Below are 19,243 nucleotides of genomic sequence, written 5' to 3' on the forward strand. Positions count from 1 at the left end.
TTATTGGGGTTCAACTTTACAACAAAACCTATACCCCTCGCCATGCACAGTTGAAATAACATCTCCCATGTTAGTGTCGATTTCAAAGTATTTTCTTATACGTCTAATTGTTACATCGACTGTCCTATCGTTTGGTTTCAAGAATCGCCCATTCATATACTTTAGTATAGTTGCTCTTGATTGAATTTTTCCTGGATTTTGACAGAAAAGTTTCAGAGTTCTGAATTCAGACTTAGGAAGATTAAAAGACTCTTTCGTTGGAGAAATTAAAGAGTGACTATTTAAGTCAAGTAACCAGTTACAAAATGAAAAAGCATTATGTTCCTTAAGGGAGCTTACGATTATGTCCTTATGAGATACTCGATTTAATAAGTTACGTGAACGAATTGTTAATTCTCTGGGATTGTACGGTTTGATAATATAATCATCAGCGCCAATTTCAAGTCCAAGAATTTTATCTATATCATTATCCCTACCCGTGAGAAATATTAAAGGTGTATTACAATATTTTTTTAATTCTCTAGCTAATAATAACCCATTTCTTCCAGGCATATTGATGTCTAACAGAATTAAATTAAAAATATTTTTGTGGATCTGCTCGAACATTGAGTCGCCATCAAAGGCTTCGAATACATCATAGCCTTCAGCTTCATAAAGAAGTTTTAAAGCTTGACGAGTAATCTCTTCATCATCCACGATTAATATTTTAGAAATTTCCATAGTCAAAAAAATTATTTGCAAATAAAACAATTGTAGTATTTCTATAACTTTATTTATCAAATAAATGTAAATTTTCATCATATGAATTTATTTTTTTATTTTAAGCCATAAATAAAAAACTAATTTTGATTAAATCTAACTCTTTCGTCATAGGGAAATACATCTTCAAAGTTTCCCAATAAAATATTTTTTTGCAGTTGTTTCCAATAAGTTGTAGTTAAGAGCTCAGGGTGATGTTTTACAAAAATTTTTTTTACTTCGTTATTTCTTAACAAAAAGGTAGCAAATTCTTCTGGAAACACATCATTATCACTCACACTAAACCATGGCTCAGATTGCAACTCATCTTCATATGTTCTAGTTTTGGGAATTTCCCTAAAATTTACTTCTGTCATATAACTGATTTCATCATAATCGTAGAATATAACTCTATTATGTCTAGTCAGACCAAAATTTTTAAAAAGCATATCACCCGGAAAAATATTTGCTGCGGCGAGTTGTTTAATCGCTAATCCATAATCATAGATAACTTTTTCTATATTTTTGCCTGACTCTTCAGATAGATAAAGATTCAGAGGTGTCATTCTTCTTTCCATATAAAGGTGTTTTATTAAAAGATTATCACCAACTTCTTTTACGATATTGGATGTATCATGAAGCAGTTGCTCAAGAAGCTCTTTGTTGAATTTGTTTTTTGGAATAAGAAAGTTACTATATTCTTGCGTATCAGCCATTCTACCGACTCTATCATGCTCTTTAACTAATTTATATTTTTCTTTAACAGTAGTTTTTGTAATTTGTTTTTGATGGGCAAATTTATCTCTAATTAATTTAAAAACAAAATCATATGAAGGTAAAGTAAAAACAAGCATCACCATACCTTTTGTCCCAGGGGCGACAATAAACTTATCATCATGAGAATTTATGTGATTATAAAATTCTCTATAAAGTTCAGTTTTACCATGTTTTTGGCAACCAATTGATGTGTAAAGTTCCGCTTTTGTTTTTTGTGGCATTAAGGTACTTAAAAAACCAACGATTAAATGAGGAATAGGGGCGTAAACCATAAAATATGATCGTGCAAAACCAAATATAATACTAATATCTGAACTTTTGGTAATAATGGTATCAACAAATAACTTTTTCTTATTATTTATCAGTATTGGGATAACTAAAGGTATGGTTTTTTTGTTATGGGATATTTTTCCAACCAAATACGCAGCTTTATTTCTGTAAAAAGGTTCTGTTATCATTTCAATATAGCTATCTTCATATGAGCTTTCAATTGAAAGCCTTGTTACGATATCGCTGATGTTTTTTTCTTTATTTTCCCATTTTAAAGTAAAGGCGTAGTCGCTTATTATATTAGTAAAAATATTATGGTAGTTACCACTAGAAAAATAATATTTTTTCGTAACTTGAGGGTATGATTTTATTTCCAACTTTGTTTGACTTTTTATAAAAAAGCGATGTTCTTTTATTTTTTGATATGAAAAGATTAAGCAATATACTGAATTGAAAAAACTTTCTGCAATATCAAAACGACAAAATCCAAGTAACTCTGATTCATATGCTTTTTTTACATTGATTAATAATGAATTGTTAATCTTTGTATTTTTTAATAAAAGTTTTAATTGATATGTAACAAACTTAACATGCTGGTCATAGATTTTAATTCGTTTTTTTAGAGCATTTTGTACTTCAGGCCAGTCTTCTTTTTCAAAACGATCTTGTGCCCCTGAAGTTATGTCAAGAAAGCTCCCATACATTGCATTTGCACCTTGCAAAATAGTTTTGGCTATTACTTTTTCTATCTCTAATAATTCGATGTCTTCAATCATATTACTATTGGATTTTCTCATCATAGTATTTACTTTATAAGGTATGTAACTAGTTTATTGTTAATATTCCTTTTTTTTAAGGGTCTGTAAACATTTTATAATTAAATTTATGATAAACATATAAAAATTACTATAGACTTCTTTACTTCTACATGACTATAATGGAATTCGTTCATTATATAAGCAAGCATGAGGGAAGTAATGAAAATATTAAAGTTTGGAGGAAGCTCACTAGGATGTAAAAAATCTTTTTTAAATGTTTTTAAAATAATTGAAAGTGCCGCAGAATTATCTCAAGTTTCAATTGTATTTTCAGCACCGAAGGACACAACCAATAAATTAGTCTGTTTAACAAAAAACTTTAAAAACAAGTCTAGCGTGAAGCAAACCATAAATGAAATACATAACTTTCTACATTCCTTGATAAAAGATTTCTCTTGCTCTCTCAGCCTTTCACAAATGCAAGAGGTTCTAGATAAGCTTGATGAAGAAATTAATCAATTAACAAAAAAAGTTGAGGGTTGTTACTTAGTTAATGAATGTTCAACAAATTCATACATTAATATTTTATCATATGGAGAAAAGTTTACTGAAATAATTCTTAGTTATATGCTTATGAAAATGGATCTAAATTTTGAAGTGTTAAATCCCGAAAAAATTATGAGAGGGCAAAACTCTAAATTAGATGCTGATGTTGATGTTGAGCTTTCAAAAAAGCTTTTTTTTTCTCATTACTCCCAAGATAAAAATATAAATAATAAAAATTTTTTAATGAGGGGTTTTGTTGCCCAAGATGAGTCAGGTGAAACAGTACTATTAGGTAGAAATGGATCGGATTATTCTGCTGCAATTTTAGCTGTAATGTTATCAGCTAAATCTTTAGAGATCTGGACCGATGTTGATGGCATTTTTTCATCAGATCCAAGGCTAGTTGATGATGTGAAATATATACCTAACCTTAATTTCAAAGAAGCTATGGAGCTTGCTTATTTTGGAGCATCTGTGCTTCATCCAAAAACTATCCAACCAATAGCTACTTTAGGTATTCCTTGTTCTATTAGGAATACCTTTAATATTCATGGGAAAGGTACTATGATTGAAAATGAGTCATACCCTTCAATAAAAGGTATTACCCATTTAAATAATATTATTTTGATAAATATCTCTGGTCCGGTAATGAAAGGGAAAGTAGGTATGGCCTCCAAAATCTTCAATATTTTGGCTACAGAAAAAATTTCAATTATACTTATTTCTCAGGCTTCTTCTGAATATAGTATTAGCTTTTGTGTTCTTGAATCAGACTATAAAATTGCAAAGTTTTCTCTTGAAAAAAATCTTTCTTTGGAATTAAAAACAAAACTTTTAGATCCTGTTGAATACACAGATAATTTGTCTATTGTAACTGTTGTTGGTGATGGTATGTTAAGAAAAAAAGGGATTGCAGCAACTTTTCTAAGCTCCATTACTGAAACAAATACGAATATCATTGCTTTAGCTCAAGGGTCATCTGAAAGGGCTATTTCAGCTGTTATAAAATCAGAGAAAGTTGTTGAAGTTATTAGAGCATGCCATGAAAATTTATTTTTTTCCAAACACTTTATTGATGTTTTTATAATTGGCGTAGGTGGTGTTGGTTCAGCTTTTATAGAACAAGTTAAGCGACAGAGGGAGGCGCTTGAGAAAAATGGTATTGTTATAAGGGTAATTGGTATAGCAAATAGTAAATTTTGTTACTTTGATAGCAAGGGGGTTTTACTTCATGAGTGGCAAAAAAAACTTTCAAAATCTCCAAGAAAATTATGTTTTAATCATTTGTTTTCATCAGTGAGAAATGAGCATGTCATCAATCCTGTAATAGTTGATTGCACATCGAGCGAGTTTATCTCAAATAAATATGTTGATTTTTTTTCTGCTGGATTCCATGTTATAACACCAAATAAAAAAGCAAGTACATCAAATTACGATTTTTATAAGAAATTACACTTAATTAGCAAATTACATAATAGAAAATTCATGTACGAAACTACTGTAGGCGCGGGTCTTCCTGTCATTGAGAACTTACAGAACTTAATTTCAGCTGGGGATGAAATCGAAAAGTTTTCGGGTATTTTATCTGGTTCTCTATCTTTTATTTTTGGTCGGATTGATGAGGGTGTATCTTTTAGCCAAGCAACTATTGAAGCTATGGAGAAAGGCTATACAGAGCCAGACCCTAGAGATGATTTATCTGGAAAGGATGTTGCTAGAAAGCTCTTAATACTTGCTAGAGAAATGGGATATCAACTTGAGCTTGAAGATATTAAAGTCCAAAACATTTTACCAGAGACGATAGTAAGTAATCACTCACAATGTCTTGAGGACTTTTTAAAAGAACTTTATAAAGTAGATAAATACTTTGATGAGCTTATAGCAGAGGCTAAAAGTAATGATGAAGTCTTAAGATATGTAGCTGAAATTGAAAATGGAATTTGCGAAGTTAAAATTAAGCCTGTTTCAAGTTCAAACCCACTTTATACTGTAAAAAATGGAGAGAATGCATTAGCTTTTTTCAGTAAATATTATAAACCCTCACCATTTGTACTTAAAGGTTATGGCGCAGGAAACGAAGTTACTGCAGCAGGTATATTTTCTGATATGATGAGGTTAGTAAGATAATAGTGGAGTAATATATTATTATGTATATTAGAAAAGTTAGTAGTTATGCCCCAGCATCTATAGGGAACTTTGCAATAGGTTTTGACATTATGGGACTTTCAATTACCCCATATGATAACGAAAAATTAGGAGATGTTGTTGAAGTTCTTGAATACGATGAAAGTATGAAAGTTTCAAATTGTTTAGTGGTTTCTGGCAATTATGCTAAAAGTTTACCTGAATTACCAAATAAAAATATTGTATATCATTGCTTACAAGCATTTAATGAAATTTTAAAAAAAAAGAACATCGAACAAAAAAACATCCAGCTTCATTTGATTAAAAATTTACCAATCGGTTCAGGGTTAGGTTCAAGTGCCTCCTCGGTTGTTGCAAGCTTGTCAGCTTTAAATTATTTATATAATAAACTATTAAATCCAGATGAATTATTAATATTAATGGGTAAAATGGAAGAAAAAATATCTGGAACTTTCCATTTAGATAATGTTGCGCCATCCTTTCTAGGAGGCTTGCAATTAATTTTATCAAATGGCTTATCTAAAAGATTAGAAATATTTGATTCGTGGTTATATGTGATAGCATATTCAGGAGAAAAAATTAATACAATTGATGCAAGATCTGTATTGCCCCAAAACCTACCCTTGAGAGCTCACATTGAACATACAAAAAACTTAAGTAGCTTTTTAGTAGGCCTCCAAACTAAAAATGAAAACTTAGTATTAGATAATATTAAAGATGTCATTGTGGAGCCAAATAGAAGGGTACTCATGCCAAATTTGGTTTATGCTAGAGAAGAACTAAAAAAAATTGGTTGTTTGAATACAAACATCTCTGGTGCGGGCCCTACTATTTTTAATATCGTCAAGGATATTAAAACAGCAAATACAGTTAAAACATGGTTAGAACAAAATTATATAAATAAAAAAAATGGGTTCGTTAAAATTTGCAAGCTTAATAGTGGTGGGGCAGTTTATACCGATAGTAATTTTTAGTCTAAGGGAGATATTATAATATGTTGTTTTATAATACACAAAATAAGCTTGAAAAAGTAACTTTTAAAAGTGCTGTAACCAACGGGTTAGCCAAAGATGGGGGGCTTTTTTTTCCTGAAAACTTACCCTACTTTTCTTCTCAGGATTTGATGAAGTTAGCTGAATTAACAAGTCATGAGAGATTTTTTTCTATCTTATACCCCTTTGTCCAAGGTTGTATTTCCGAAAAAGATTTCTCAACTATTATAGAACAAACTTTTAATTTTGAGATTAAAGTGTGCTCAATTGATCAGAACATTAAAACTTTAGAGTTATTTCATGGACCGACATTAGCTTTTAAAGATTTTGGTGCAAAATTTTTAGCAAATGTTTTATCACATTTGAATAATAATGAATTAACCACAATTCTAACAGCGACTTCAGGAGATACTGGTGCCGCAGCTGCCCAAGCCTTTTTTAATTTGGAAGATTTTGAGGTTGTCGTTTTATATCCTAAAAATAAGGTAAGTTATATTCAACAAAAGTTTTTTACAACTCTTGGAAATAATGTTAGAACTTTTGCAATAGATGGTACCTTCGATGATTGTCAAGCACTTATAAAAAAAGCTGTAAATGATGAAGATGTTTTATTAAAAAGAAAACTAAATTCAGCTAATTCTATAAACATTTGTCGATTAATGGCTCAAATATGTTATTTTTTTGAGGCCTATTTTACCTTGAGACATGAGTTACGAGATAAAAAATTGATATTTTCGGTTCCGAGTGGAAACTTTGGAAATGTGACTGCTGCCATGATGGCTACAAAGATGGGATTGCCAGTTCAAAAAGTCATTGCTGCTACCAATTCTAATGACACTGTTTCTAGATACTTATCCACCAATAAGTGGCAGCCAAAAAAACAATAATGACATTGTCAAATGCTATGGATGTTAGTAACCCTAGTAACTGGATTAGAACAGATTTGTTAAGACAAGAAAATTTTTGTGAATTTATTTGTGAGTCGGTAAATGAAGAACAGACGAAAAAATCCTTAAAAATGCTTCGAAATAAAGGTTATATATCTGAGCCTCATGCAGCTATTGCTTACCAAAGCTTAGAAAACCACTTGGAAGATGATCATTTAGGTGTTTTTTTATCAACGGCGCATCCAATAAAGTTTAAGAGTGTCGTGGAAGAAATACTACATGAGAGTCTAATAGTACCAAAAATTGTCAAAGAATTAATGGTAAAACCATCTCAAGAAGAAACTTTAGGGACTGATTATGTCCCATTTAAAAAGAAGTTGCTGTCTTAATTGACATACAAATTACTAGAGTTTAGATAACAATTTAAAAAAAGAGAAGGTTCATCAAATGAATGTTTGTTTAAATCAATTGCCATATTCATGGCATGATTTTTTTGTAAAACAAATGAATGAAGATTATTTTAAGAAATTGCAGAATTATTTAATCTCTTGTGAAGAAAATAATGTTCCAATTTTTCCAAAATCTTCAAATATTTTTAATGCGTTTAAATTTACGCCTTTTAATAAAATAAAATGTTGTATTATTGGACAAGATCCATACTTTTTACCTAAAATGGCCAATGGACTTGCGTTTAGTGTAGATGATGGTATTGAAGCTCCAAGATCACTAAAAAATATTTTGAAAGAGTTATCCAGTAATGGATTTAAGGATGAAAATAATAATTTAACATCATGGTCCAAACAAGGAGTTTTTCTATTGAATTGTATTTTAACCGTTGAAGCAGGTAAACCCAAATCTCATAAAAATAGAGGCTGGGAAATTTTTACATCCGAAGCGTTAAAACTTATAAATAAGGAGCATGAAAATATTGTTTTTCTAGCATGGGGTAAAGATGCACATAAAATATGTTCGAATATACTTGACTCAAGTAAAAATTATCTGATTAAAACCTCCCATCCAAGCCCTTTAGGAGCAAGAAAAAAAGGAACTGATTTTTCTGCATTTCTTGGTTCAAACTGTTTTAACAATGTAAATGAGATTTTAATGAAAAACAATATTGAACCGATTAATTGGAATTTAGAATAATTTACTCAGAGAAACTCTAATTCTTTATCTAGTAAATCATTATTTAATTCATCTATGTCCATTAACTCTCTTTTTAAACGAGCTTTTTCTTTAAAAGCTTCAATTTCTCTCCACTTTCTCTTGGAACGTTTGCTCATTTGTTTAGTGTCTATTTCTTCTAAAATATTTTCATTAAATTCATCCATAACAACTCCAGTTCCATCTGATAAGTTATAAATCACACTTAAATTATGAATAATTTTAAAAAAATTAAAACATTTTGTTATAAAAAAATTGATCTAAGACAAATAATTAATTAATTTATACTTTAAAAGTTTAAATAAGGATAGATTGATGTTTATAGTCATATCACCGGCAAAATCATTAGATTTTGAAAATAAAAATTGTTTTAACCCATCGACACTTCCTTTCTTCCAGAAAGAAACGCAGGAATTGATAGAAATTTGTAAAAAGTTTGATGCTCCAGAAATTTCTAGGCTAATGAAAGTAAGTGATAGTATTGCATCATTAAATGTTGCACGATTTAATGACTTCTCTAAAAATTATGATAAAAAAAATTCTAAAGAAGCATTGTTTTTTTTTAAAGGAGATGTTTATCAGGGACTTAATGCTCAAAATTTGAATGAAATTGATTTGAAGTGGGCACAAGAGAATCTCTATATTCTTTCAGGATTATATGGGTTATTAAAAAGTTTTGATCTGATACAACCATACCGACTTGAAATGGGCACGAAATTAGAAAATGCTCATGGTAAGAACCTATATGAGTTTTGGGATACCAAAGTAACTGATTTATTAAACTCTTATATGAATGAAAAAGGAGTAAAACACTTAGTCAACTTAGCATCTAATGAATATTTCAAAGTTTTAAAAACCAAAAGAATCGATGCTCAAATTATCACCCCCACTTTCTTAGACTTCAAAAATGGAAAGTATAAAATTATTAGTTTTTATGCCAAAAAAGCAAGAGGTCTTTTTGCTCAATACATGATTAAAAATAAAATCACAAAATATGAAAACTTAAAACTTTTTGATTATGATGGATATAGCTATTGTGATGAAGAGTCAAGCATGGAAACACTTGTTTTTAAAAGAAAGTTAGCTTAAACATTCTAAATGTTTAAGCCCACTCACAATTATTATTTAAGGTGTATCATGCATTCATGTAATGTGTTTTTTATGAGTAATGGCTGACATCAATAACACAGCTGAAACAGCTAGTATTATGTTGGCTAAAGATAGGTCACTTGTGTTGATATTATGAATAAATCCTAAAATTAAATTTATAGTAAAACCAAACCCAAAAGTTAGAAAGTTCATTAACGAAACAGCCGATCCTGTCATTTTTTCATCGATTATATGAATGGCACCAGCTTGAGCGAGTGGTCTTATTATTCCAATCCCAAGGGATGTAATAAGCATTGAAATAACAATGACAAGATAATCATTTATAAAAAGTGTATTAAAAATAACGAGCGAAACTCCACCTAATAATAATAAATAAGTTGCAATTCTTACTGATCTGTCAATACCTAATTTTTTTGAGAAATAAGGTGCTAGAGCCCCAGTTAAAAATAAACTTAACCCATTGATACCGATCAAGTTACCGGATAATAAGGGAGATACATGGTATTGATTTGAATAAATTAAAGTTGCTGAGCCTAAAAATGAAAATAAAATAGCATAAGAGCAAGCAGTTGTTAAACTATATACCATAAACTGCTTATTTTTTAACAAAGTTGCATAGTTGTTTAAGAAAAGTAGCATGTCAAATTTGGTGGAGCTTTTTTGTTTCTCTTTAAACTTAGTCTTAATTAAAATAATATAAAAACAAGAAAGTAAAAAGAGAAAGAAGAATGTTCCTTTCCAATTAAAATAGAACTGAAGCCAAGCTCCGATTGATGGTGCTAAAATGGGGATTAGCGAAATACCTAACATGATGAAGGAAATGACGGTTACCAACTTTTGTTTATTGTCTTTAAAAGTGGCCTTAGCAATTGATATTATGCACGGTATGATCGCTGAAGCTCCTATTGCTTGCAAAAACCTTATTATAAGTAATATAAAGTAATTGTTTGTCATTGTTATACAAATACTAGCAATGGAAAAAATGAGTAGACTAATTAAAAGAATATTCTTTTTCCCAAATTGATCAATTAATCCACCCACTACCAATTGTGGGGTAGCAAGTCCTATTAAATAAACACTCATAAACCATTGAATGTGATTTGTGTTAAATAAACTCTTCATCTCAGGCATAGAAGATATAAACATGTCATTTCCCATGGGACCTAAGATACAGGTAGATAAAATTATTATAAAACTTATTTTTTTCATTAAAAATAACACCTAATTATTATTTAAAATTCTAAGTTAAAACTTATAGGTTTTTATTGCATAGGTAAAATATACATATGCATTAAATTGATGTCAATTTTTTTTTTTGTTACAATTTATAACGAATATAATTTTAAAATTTATGAGGTAATTAATGGCAAAGGAAAATAAGTCTATATATGCTATTCTGGGTTGCTTGGGGAAAAGAGAATGGATGACTGGCTATGACATAAAGCAAATTATGCAAAAAATGTCTGCAATGTATTGGGCCGAGAATAATGCACAAATTTATCCATTATTAAAAAAGCTATTGATTGAAAAAATGGTAGAGTTAAAAGAAGATTCTCAAGGACCAAGAAAAAAATTACTTTATAAAATAACTCCCAAGGGAATGAATCATCTAATGAAGTGGTTGGTTAAACCTCCCCAAGAATTAGCGAAGCATAAAGATGAATATCTTTTAAAATTTAGTCTTGGTCAATTTTTAGATCAAAATGAACTACAAAATCATATTGAAAACTTATTAGTAAAAGTGAAGGTTAAAAAAAATATCCTTATCGATGGTGAGCAAAGAATTAGAAAAGAGCATGAAGGCCGTAAAGATTGTTTGTATATTTCTTCAATATATGAATATGGAATTTTATTATCTGAAGCAAAAGTGAAGTGGTGCGAAAGTATATTAAAGAAAATCAAAAATGGAGACTTTCAAACAAACGAAAATCTTAAATAAAAAAAATGAGTTAAATACACACAAATATTTTAATCGTAAATATAATTTCTAATTTATTTATTTCATTTCTTTTTTTTCTTCTTCTTTTTAGTGATTTTTGGTTTTTTATGTGAGGGGCGAAGCCCTTCTACAAACCGTTCTTTGATTAACTCATCAGTATATCGGCTAAACTTTTCTATTAGTCTTTGGTCATGAGCTTCAACTAATGATATTGCATTTCCTTTTTTACCTGCTCGGGCTGTTCTTCCAATCCTGTGAACATAAGTGTCCCCAGTATAAGGTAAGTCAAAGTTTATGACGTGAGATATATCTTTAAAATCAATTCCTCTAGCAGATAAGTCAGTTGAAATTAAAATAGTAGATTTTTCGCAGTCAAACTCAGTAATTACCTTATTCCTGGATGATTGCTTTAAATCAGCATGAAGTATTAAAAAACTAGTATCATTTTCAGACAAATAACTTGATAATTTAGCAATTCCTTCCTTTTTTTTCACAAAGATTATACTTTTTTTGTATCATCATTATTTAAAATATTTAATAGCAATTTTAATTTATGCTCATAAGTATCAGCTCTGTAATACCATTGATTTATTTTTTTTCTTTCTTTTCTGGAAGGATTTCCTTCAATCATAATAGGATTATTAAGAATCAAATCTCCAAATTTAATAACCTCATCAGATTCTATCGTTGCTGAAAGTAGAAGTGTTTGTTTTCTTTGATCAAATTTTTTACAAATTGATAATACAATTTGTTTAAACCCCATATGTAGCATTCTATCTGCTTCATCAAGAACTAATAACTCGATAGAATAACAATCTATATAATTTGAATCGATGTATTCTTTCAACCTGCCTGGTGTTGCGACAATTATATCAATTTCTTCCTTTAAAGAGTTGGCATGGGTGTCATAGGTAACACCTCCAGTGATATTAATACTTTTTAAATTTAATTTAGATAAAAATATATTTAATATATCATGTACTTGATTAGCTAATTCACGAGTAGGGCATAAAATTAAAACTTTTGGTGCTTCTTTTCTTTTCCTAGGGAAATCAATTAAGTTTTGTAAAACAGGTAAAATATAAGCAAGTGTTTTTCCGGTTCCTGTAGGTGAGGATGCAAGGACATCCCTTCCATTTAAAGCTTCTGGAATAAACTTACTTTGAATGTCAGTTGGTAGGTTATAGTCTAATTGACTGGTTATAATACTGTCTAGACCTAGTTCTTCAAATTTATTGCTCATTATGATGTGACTTAATTAAAATTTAAGGTAGAAGTTTTTAGTTAGTTCTTTAAATTCATAAGTATACCCTTTATCATCTCTAATGCAAATCAATCTTTTTGTTAATTCCTTATATGAATTACTAAGTTTTAAAACCACTCGATTAGCACTTTTGTTATGTACACCGTGAATCATGATTTTTTCTATCAGATATAAGCTATGATAATCAATTAATTTCATTACTCGCTCTAAACAGTTAGTCGGAAGAATAAGATTTGCAATTCCAGATGGACTTAACAGTTCTTTTATTGAGTGTATGAGAGAGTTATATGATAATGCGTCAGTATGTTTTGCCAATACATTCTTTTTATTAGCAGGTTTCAGACTATTTTCATAGTAAGGAGGGTTTGAAATAATACAATCGAACTTTTTATTACTAATTTTAAGGTACTCTCTAACATCTTTTTGTATAACGGTGATATTTTTCGACCAATTATTTTTTTTGAAGTTTTTAGTTGCTTGAGCTATTGCATTGGGCTCTATGTCAATTGCCGTGATTTGATGTTGAATGTTTTTCATTCTTTGGGCAATCATTAATGAAAGAATTCCAGAGCCGGTACCAATATCTAAAACTTCATGAGATTTTAAACTTGAAATGCTTCCAAGAATAACAGCATCTGTCGATAACTTCATTCCACAGTTGGTAAAGTCCAATGAAAACTCTTTAAACTTGAAAAAATTTTTATTGTTCATGCAATCGATTTATTTCGGCTTTTAGTTGTTTACACCATAAATTTAGTCGATTATCCGATAGTTCATATTGATTATCTTCATCGAGAGCTAATCCTACAAACTTGTTTTCTCTCAGAGCAACAGAGCTCTCAAAGAAATAATTTTCATTTTTCCAAAACCCAATAAAGTTACTTTTGTTGTGGGCAACAATTTCATCATAAAGCCTACCCATGGCATCCAGAAACCATTCACTGTAACCTTCTTGATCACCTAAGCCATATAAGGCTATGGTTTTATCGTTAAGATTTAGAGTTTTGATAGTATCCCATTTATCTTCCCAGTCTTCTTGAAGTTCGCCAAAATGCCAAGTTGAAATGCCGTAAATCACAATATCATATTCCTCAGATTTTTTTAAACTGTCTTCTTTTATATTGTGTAATTGAACTTCAAATTCGGGTTTTAGTTTGTCTCTAATTTTTTCTGCAGTAATTTCTGTGTAACAGGTAGACGAACCATAAAAAAGGCCAATTTTCATTTATTTGATCTCTTTGATTATAAATTGATTCTATTTTCCAATTTTATTAGTAAAATGTAAAATAGTTTCAGAAAATAATTGAGGATAATAAATTGGCTGATTTTGAAACACAAAAAATTATAGATAATTTTTTGGATTCTTTATGGATGGAAAAAAACGCTTCTGAAAATACCTTATTTTCCTATCGCAATGACTTTAAAAAGTTATTATTTTGGTTGCAGACGAAAAAATTGCATTTATTATCAGTTACATCTGAAGATTTAAAAGATTATATGCATGATCTTTTCGAAAATAACTTGAAGGGAACAACTAGAGCTAGAAGTTTATCTTCATTAAAAAGTTTATTTCAATATCTCTATCGAGAAAAGTACAGGGAGGATGATCCGACTTCCATAATGCACTCTCCCAAATTACCTCAAAGACTACCAAAGAACATATCCGAAGAGGAGGTTGATTCAATATTAAAACAACCTAACATTCAAAGTCCAGTAGAATTAAGAGATAAAGCTATGATAGAGCTACTTTACGCTACAGGACTGAGAGTATCAGAGCTGATTAATTTGACTATTGAAAATTTGAGTCTCTCTCAAGGAGTTGTTCGAGTTATTGGTAAAGGTAATAAAGAAAGATTGGTTCCGTTAGGAGAGGAATCTATTGATTGGCTTGAAAAGTACCTCAAAACAGGAAGACCTTCGTTACAGAAGGATAATACTTCAGATATTGTTTTTCTTAGTAAGCGTTCATCTAAAATGACGCGACAAACTTTTTGGTATAGGATCAAGTATTATGCTTTAAAAGCAGGAATTAAAGAGGATAAAATATCACCTCATGTACTGAGACATGCATTTGCAACACACCTTTTAAATAATGGAGCTGATTTAAGAGTTGTCCAGATGCTATTGGGACATAGTGATTTATCTACAACACAAATTTATACTCACGTGGCAAATGAAAGATTGAAAAGTATTCATCTTGAACATCATCCAAGAAGTTTTTAATGTGAGTGTATTTTTTGTAGGGATTGTTAAAAATGATTAAAATAACAAAAAGAATTGTTAATACTAGCGAAAGTAAATTAACAAAAATAGATGAGCTGCTTGCAAGAATATATCTTGCGAGAGGAATAACCAATGAACAAGAACTTGAATTGGAGTTAAATAATTTACTTTCTTACCACGAGTTAAAAAATATTCAAAAGTCAACTGATCTAATTATTTTCGCTATAAAACAAAATGAAAAAATCGTAATTGTCGGAGACTTTGATGTTGATGGTGCAACCAGCACTGCTTTAGCTATAAAAGTATTAAGAAACTTGGGAGCAAATGTTGAGTATATTATTCCTCATCGGATTAGAGATGGATACGGGTTAAGTGAATCAGTTGTGGAAAGAGTTATTCAATTATCTGGAAAGTTGATAATAACTGTTGATAATGGAATTAGTTCTATTGAAGCAGTGAATTTAGCTAGAAAAAATAATATTAAAGTTTTGATTACTGACCATCACTTGCCAAGTGAAGCTTTACCTGAAGCTGATGCTATCCTAAACCCAAACTTATCTAATTGTAAATTCCAATCAAAAAACTTATGTGGTGTTGGGGTTGTCTTTTATTTAATGTTATCAGTTAGAGCTAAATTAAAAGAGCTGGGTTATTTTGATAATAAAATAAGATATCCTAATTTGGGTTCGTATCTTGACTTGCTTGCACTAGGGACTGTTGCAGATGTTGTTCCTCTTGATTATAACAATCGAATTTTAGTTCATAATGGTTTAAATAGAATTAGGGCAGGAAAAGGATCAATTGGAATTAATGCTTTAATAGAAGTTTCTGATAAGAGCTTTCAAGATATTACAGCATCAGACCTTGGTTATTTAATTGGCCCTAAATTAAATGCTGCTGGTCGATTGGAGGATATGTCTTTTGGCGTCGAACTTTTGATATGTCAAGACAAATTCAAGGCCTTTGAGTTAGCAAATAAGTTAAGTCAATTAAATCAAAGCAGAAAATCGATAGAAAAAAAAATGATAAGAGAAGCAATTGAAATATTGCAAACTTATGAAGAACAAAATAGGGTTAAAAAGTTTATTGTGCTTTTTAATAATAATTGGCACCAAGGTGTAAGTGGAATATTAGCTTCAAGAATTAAAGATAAATATCATAAACCGACCATTATTTTTGCGGAGGCTGAAGATGGTATTTTAAAGGGGTCTGGAAGATCTATTAAAGGTATCCACCTTAAAAATTTATTGGATACAATAAATCAAATGAATTCTGATATTATGGTATCTTATGGGGGACATGAAATGGCAGCAGGTCTTTCGATTAAAAAAGATTCTTATGATCAATTTTGTGATTTATTTGATAAAACTCTAAATAAACAATTATTTCCAGAATCAATTTTTAATAAAGAAATTTTTACTGATGGGAGTTTGAAAGAAAACCAAATAACGTTAAAAACGGCTAACTTACTAGCTTTGAGTGGCCCATGGGGACAATCCTTTGTTGAGCCTAGATTTAATGATCTATTTGAAATTAAAGATCTTAAAGTTTTAAAAGATACCCATTTAAAACTTGAACTATGTTTATTAGATAGTCATGCTACTATCCCAGCTATAGCTTTCAATGTTCCAGTTGAATACTTTGAGTTGAAAGTTGGTGCAATTATTCACATAGTTTACAAATTAAATGAAAACAAGTTTAGAGGAGATACTTCAGTTCAATTACTCATTGACTACATAACAGAACCGAATTAAATTCTTATTTATTAATGATGATATATTTTGTAAACTATCGATATCCTTTTGAAATTGAAATTATGTATGATTGAAATAAACTCAATAAAAAATAATCTTGAAGATATTGCCTCTAGAACGAAGGTTATTAGGGGGTATCTTTGACTATGAAAATAAAAAGAAAAACTTGAAGAAGTAGAGGCTGAGCTAGAACAACCTGACGTATGGACAGATCCCCTTAAAGCACAGAATCTTGGAAAAAATAGAACTCAACTTTTAGAAATAATTGAAACGATTGATTCACTGGAGTCTGGTGTTGACGATATCTTTGAATTATTAGCTTTGTTAGAAGATGGTGATGATGAGTTACAAAGTGAAATTTTTAAAGAAGTAGAAGTATTACTTAAAAAGTTAGAAAAATTAGAGTTTAAAAGAATGTTTTCTTCGGAACATGATCCATCAGATTGTTATTTAGATCTTCAATCTGGATCAGGAGGAACTGAAGCTCAAGATTGGACAGAAATGCTCATGAGAATGTACTTAAGATGGGCCGAAAAAAAAGGATTTAAAACCGAAATCATTGAAATTTCCGATGGAGATGTTGCTGGTTTAAAATCAGTGACAATTAAGGTTGTTGGTAGTTATGCTTATGGTTGGTTAAGAACTGAGACAGGCGTCCACAGATTAGTTAGAAAGTCACCATTCGACTCAGGTGGTAGAAGACATACCTCTTTTGCATCAGCATTCATTTACCCAGAAATTGATGATAATATTAACATTGATATAAATCCAGCTGATTTGAGAATTGATGTTTATAGGGCATCTGGAGCAGGAGGGCAGCATGTGAATACTACAGAATCTGCTGTTAGAATCACGCATACCCCCACCAATATTGTGGTACAATGTCAAAATGATCGTTCACAACACAAAAATAAAGAACAAGCGATGAAGCAATTAAAGGCAAAACTTTTTGAATTTGAATTGTTGAAAAAAAATGCTGAAAAACAAGCTAATGAAGATAATAAATCGGATATTGGATGGGGAAGCCAAATCAGGTCTTATGTTTTAGATGATTCTCGAATAAAAGATTTGAGAACTGGTGTCGAAAATAGGAATACGCAAAGTGTTTTAGATGGTGACCTAGATAAGTTTATTGAAGCAAGCTTAAAATCAGGTTTATAAAATTAATTATTGGTAAAAAAAATGAATACAAATATAGATGAAAACAAGTTAATAGTTGAAAGAAGAACTAAGTTAGATAAAATACGTTCTTTAGATGAAACGAATGGTCACCCGAATGCTTTTAAACCTTCTGATTTTTCAAAAGATTTGAAAGAAAAATATAATGAAGAAACGAAAGAAAGCTTAGAAGAAAAAAATATTCTGGCATCAATTTCTGGAAGAATCATGGCTAAAAGAGGGCCTTTTTTAGTAATTAAAGATCATAAAGGTTTAATTCAGGCATATGCCCCCAAACAAGTGCAAAAAGATCTTAAAGAAAAATATCTAGGCTTGGATATTGGCGATATTATTGGAGTTAGAGGTGTATTACATCTATCTGGTAAAGGAGACCTTTATGTTAATATGGATGAATATCATTTATTAACGAAATCATTGAGACCTCTTCCAGAAAAGTTTCATGGATTAAGTGATCAAGAATTAAAATATAGAAATAGATATGTTGATTTAATTGTTAACGAAGATTCTAAAAAAACTTTTGAAATAAGATCACAAATTTTAAACATTATAAGAAGTTTTCTTTCTGGTAAAGAATTCCTTGAAGTTGAAACCCCAATGTTACATACAATTCCTGGTGGTGCCTCAGCTAAACCTTTTAAAACATACCATAATACACTTGATATGGATATGTTTTTGAGAATAGCTCCAGAATTATTTCTGAAACGATTGATAGTTGGTGGTTTTAACAGAGTATTTGAAATTAATAGAAGTTTCAGAAATGAAGGTATTTCGACGCGACACAATCCAGAGTTTACTATGCTTGAGCTATATATGGCTTATTCTGATTATGAAGATGTTATGTCGTTGGTTGAGGAGTTATTTAAAGTTATTGCTCATAAATTATCTAATTCTTTAACTATTCATTATGGCGAACATCAAATAGATCTCAGTCATTTCGATAGAATTAGCATGTTAGATGCTGTGAAAAAATACAACGAAGATAATGAGTTGATTCAGACGTTATCTTATGAAATGATTGAAAAAACAACAATTTTGGAAGAAATAGCCACTAAGCTAGGAATTAAAATAGAATCTTTTTGGAGCAAAGGTCAAGTCTTAGAAGAGCTATTTGCAGAAACTGCCGAGAAAAAGCTTATTCAACCAACATTTATAACAGAATATCCTGCAGATATTTCTCCTTTAGCAAGACGAAATGATCAAAATAAATTTATTACCGATAGATTTGAACTTTTTGTTTGTGGAAGAGAGTTAGCAAATGGTTTTTCAGAGTTGAATGATGCGGAAGATCAAGCTAGCAGGTTCCAAGCTCAAGTTGATGCAATGGAGCAGGGTGATGATGAAGCCATGCACTTCGATCATGACTACATAAAAGCACTGGAGTACGGCTTACCTCCTACAGGAGGACTTGGTATTGGAATTGATCGTTTAGTGATGCTTTTTGCAGATAAGCACACAATTAGAGATGTAATTTTATTTCCTACTCTTCGAAATATTTAG

At 30.3% G+C, this 19,243-nt stretch carries 16 protein-coding genes and 2 pseudogenes; 11 read left to right on the top strand and 7 right to left on the bottom strand.

Annotated elements, in window-relative coordinates; all coding sequences use genetic code 11:
- Both arcA and aceK read right to left on the bottom strand, forming a co-directional pair.
- The gene (gene arcA / locus CF386_RS04600; RefSeq protein ID WP_089073759.1) at positions 1-720 is read right to left on the bottom strand and encodes a two-component system response regulator ArcA; all 720 of its coding nucleotides are present in this window, start codon (positions 718-720) and stop codon (positions 1-3) included.
- A 119-nt stretch (positions 721-839) separates the two neighbouring features.
- Positions 840-2,582, bottom strand: a complete 1,743-nt coding sequence (aceK, locus tag CF386_RS04605; protein ID WP_225971740.1) for a bifunctional isocitrate dehydrogenase kinase/phosphatase — start codon at positions 2,580-2,582, stop codon at positions 840-842.
- Between the two features lie 180 nt (positions 2,583-2,762).
- Here aceK and thrA point away from each other — a divergent pair, with 180 nt between their 5' ends.
- Genes thrA through CF386_RS04630 form a run of 5 tightly spaced genes read left to right on the top strand, consistent with a single transcriptional unit; the run spans position 2,763 to position 8,259 of the window.
- Positions 2,763-5,216, top strand: a complete 2,454-nt coding sequence (gene thrA, locus CF386_RS04610; RefSeq protein WP_089073761.1) for a bifunctional aspartate kinase/homoserine dehydrogenase I — start codon at positions 2,763-2,765, stop codon at positions 5,214-5,216.
- A gap of 20 nt (positions 5,217-5,236) precedes the next feature.
- Positions 5,237-6,208 (top strand): homoserine kinase, encoded by a 972-nt coding sequence (gene thrB / locus CF386_RS04615; RefSeq protein WP_089073247.1) that lies wholly within the window; start codon positions 5,237-5,239, stop codon positions 6,206-6,208.
- A 20-nt stretch (positions 6,209-6,228) separates the two neighbouring features.
- Entirely contained in the window at positions 6,229-7,113 is an 885-nt protein-coding gene (gene thrC, locus CF386_RS04620) for a threonine synthase (protein ID WP_089073248.1), read from the top strand.
- Positions 7,113-7,502, top strand: coding sequence for a PALP domain-containing protein (locus CF386_RS04625; RefSeq protein WP_089073249.1), 390 nt, complete (start codon positions 7,113-7,115; stop codon positions 7,500-7,502). The genes thrC and CF386_RS04625 overlap by 1 nt, the downstream gene beginning before the upstream one ends.
- A gap of 58 nt (positions 7,503-7,560) precedes the next feature.
- Positions 7,561-8,259 (top strand): uracil-DNA glycosylase, encoded by a 699-nt coding sequence (locus tag CF386_RS04630; protein ID WP_089073250.1) that lies wholly within the window; start codon positions 7,561-7,563, stop codon positions 8,257-8,259.
- A 5-nt stretch (positions 8,260-8,264) separates the two neighbouring features.
- Here the strand turns inward: CF386_RS04630 and CF386_RS04635 are convergent, their stop codons facing one another.
- Positions 8,265-8,444, bottom strand: a complete 180-nt coding sequence (locus CF386_RS04635; protein ID WP_089073251.1) for a DUF3545 family protein — start codon at positions 8,442-8,444, stop codon at positions 8,265-8,267.
- Between the two features lie 148 nt (positions 8,445-8,592).
- Here CF386_RS04635 and yaaA point away from each other — a divergent pair, with 148 nt between their 5' ends.
- Complete coding sequence (gene yaaA, locus CF386_RS04640; protein WP_089073252.1) at positions 8,593-9,366, top strand: peroxide stress protein YaaA; 774 nt, start codon at positions 8,593-8,595, stop codon at positions 9,364-9,366.
- 54 nt (positions 9,367-9,420) lie between these two features.
- Here yaaA and CF386_RS04645 read toward each other — a convergent pair whose 3' ends face one another.
- On the bottom strand, positions 9,421-10,596 hold the full coding sequence (locus CF386_RS04645; RefSeq protein ID WP_089073253.1) for a Bcr/CflA family efflux MFS transporter: 1,176 nt from the start codon (positions 10,594-10,596) through the stop codon (positions 9,421-9,423).
- Between the two features lie 154 nt (positions 10,597-10,750).
- On the opposite strand from CF386_RS04645, the gene CF386_RS04650 reads away from it, so the two are divergent.
- Positions 10,751-11,326 (top strand): PadR family transcriptional regulator, encoded by a 576-nt coding sequence (locus CF386_RS04650; RefSeq protein ID WP_089073254.1) that lies wholly within the window; start codon positions 10,751-10,753, stop codon positions 11,324-11,326.
- Between the two features lie 62 nt (positions 11,327-11,388).
- Here CF386_RS04650 and srmB read toward each other — a convergent pair.
- The 3 genes and pseudogenes from srmB to fldB all read right to left on the bottom strand — a co-directional run bounded on the left by srmB (position 11,389) and on the right by fldB (position 13,815).
- Positions 11,389-12,569, bottom strand: a pseudogene (gene srmB / locus CF386_RS13630) (ATP-dependent RNA helicase SrmB).
- A gap of 15 nt (positions 12,570-12,584) precedes the next feature.
- The gene (locus CF386_RS04665; RefSeq protein ID WP_089073257.1) at positions 12,585-13,301 is read right to left on the bottom strand and encodes a tRNA1(Val) (adenine(37)-N6)-methyltransferase; all 717 of its coding nucleotides are present in this window, start codon (positions 13,299-13,301) and stop codon (positions 12,585-12,587) included.
- Positions 13,291-13,815 carry a flavodoxin FldB gene (fldB, locus tag CF386_RS04670; RefSeq protein WP_089073258.1) on the bottom strand — a complete coding sequence of 175 codons (525 nt, stop codon included), beginning with the start codon at positions 13,813-13,815 and terminating at the stop codon, positions 13,291-13,293. The genes CF386_RS04665 and fldB overlap by 11 nt, the downstream gene beginning before the upstream one ends.
- 146 nt (positions 13,816-13,961) lie before the next feature.
- Between fldB and xerD the strand changes: the two genes are divergently transcribed.
- The 4 genes and pseudogenes from xerD (at position 13,962) to lysS (ending at position 19,243) form a co-directional block, all read left to right on the top strand.
- Positions 13,962-14,813 (top strand): site-specific tyrosine recombinase XerD, encoded by an 852-nt coding sequence (gene xerD, locus CF386_RS04675; protein ID WP_089073762.1) that lies wholly within the window; start codon positions 13,962-13,964, stop codon positions 14,811-14,813.
- 32 nt (positions 14,814-14,845) lie between these two features.
- Complete coding sequence (recJ, locus tag CF386_RS04680) at positions 14,846-16,567, top strand: single-stranded-DNA-specific exonuclease RecJ (RefSeq protein WP_089073259.1); 1,722 nt, start codon at positions 14,846-14,848, stop codon at positions 16,565-16,567.
- A gap of 66 nt (positions 16,568-16,633) precedes the next feature.
- A pseudogene (gene prfB / locus CF386_RS04685) lies at positions 16,634-17,728 on the top strand (peptide chain release factor 2).
- A 21-nt stretch (positions 17,729-17,749) separates the two neighbouring features.
- The gene (lysS, locus tag CF386_RS04690; protein ID WP_089073260.1) at positions 17,750-19,243 is read left to right on the top strand and encodes a lysine--tRNA ligase; all 1,494 of its coding nucleotides are present in this window, start codon (positions 17,750-17,752) and stop codon (positions 19,241-19,243) included.

Source organism: Paraphotobacterium marinum, from assembly GCF_002216855.1.
Taxonomy (GTDB): Bacteria; Pseudomonadota; Gammaproteobacteria; order Enterobacterales; family Vibrionaceae; genus Paraphotobacterium; species Paraphotobacterium marinum.

What these genes read in the sequence shown, in the direction of transcription:
- yaaA (WP_089073252.1), top strand. Translation starts at nt 8,593, where the DNA reads ATGTTTATAGTCATATCACCGGCAAAATCATTAGATTTTGAAAATAAA.
- CF386_RS04645 (WP_089073253.1), bottom strand. Translation starts at nt 10,596, where the DNA reads ATGAAAAAAATAAGTTTTATAATAATTTTATCTACCTGTATCTTAGGT.
- thrA (WP_089073761.1), top strand. Translation starts at nt 2,763, where the DNA reads ATGAAAATATTAAAGTTTGGAGGAAGCTCACTAGGATGTAAAAAATCT.
- thrC (WP_089073248.1), top strand. Translation starts at nt 6,229, where the DNA reads ATGTTGTTTTATAATACACAAAATAAGCTTGAAAAAGTAACTTTTAAA.
- CF386_RS04650 (WP_089073254.1), top strand. Translation starts at nt 10,751, where the DNA reads ATGGCAAAGGAAAATAAGTCTATATATGCTATTCTGGGTTGCTTGGGG.
- xerD (WP_089073762.1), top strand. Translation starts at nt 13,962, where the DNA reads ATGGAAAAAAACGCTTCTGAAAATACCTTATTTTCCTATCGCAATGAC.
- aceK (WP_225971740.1), bottom strand. Translation starts at nt 2,582, where the DNA reads ATGAGAAAATCCAATAGTAATATGATTGAAGACATCGAATTATTAGAG.
- lysS (WP_089073260.1), top strand. Translation starts at nt 17,750, where the DNA reads ATGAATACAAATATAGATGAAAACAAGTTAATAGTTGAAAGAAGAACT.
- recJ (WP_089073259.1), top strand. Translation starts at nt 14,846, where the DNA reads ATGATTAAAATAACAAAAAGAATTGTTAATACTAGCGAAAGTAAATTA.
- thrB (WP_089073247.1), top strand. Translation starts at nt 5,237, where the DNA reads ATGTATATTAGAAAAGTTAGTAGTTATGCCCCAGCATCTATAGGGAAC.
- CF386_RS04630 (WP_089073250.1), top strand. Translation starts at nt 7,561, where the DNA reads ATGAATGTTTGTTTAAATCAATTGCCATATTCATGGCATGATTTTTTT.
- CF386_RS04625 (WP_089073249.1), top strand. Translation starts at nt 7,113, where the DNA reads ATGACATTGTCAAATGCTATGGATGTTAGTAACCCTAGTAACTGGATT.
- CF386_RS04665 (WP_089073257.1), bottom strand. Translation starts at nt 13,301, where the DNA reads ATGAACAATAAAAATTTTTTCAAGTTTAAAGAGTTTTCATTGGACTTT.
- CF386_RS04635 (WP_089073251.1), bottom strand. Translation starts at nt 8,444, where the DNA reads ATGGATGAATTTAATGAAAATATTTTAGAAGAAATAGACACTAAACAA.
- fldB (WP_089073258.1), bottom strand. Translation starts at nt 13,815, where the DNA reads ATGAAAATTGGCCTTTTTTATGGTTCGTCTACCTGTTACACAGAAATT.
- arcA (WP_089073759.1), bottom strand. Translation starts at nt 720, where the DNA reads ATGGAAATTTCTAAAATATTAATCGTGGATGATGAAGAGATTACTCGT.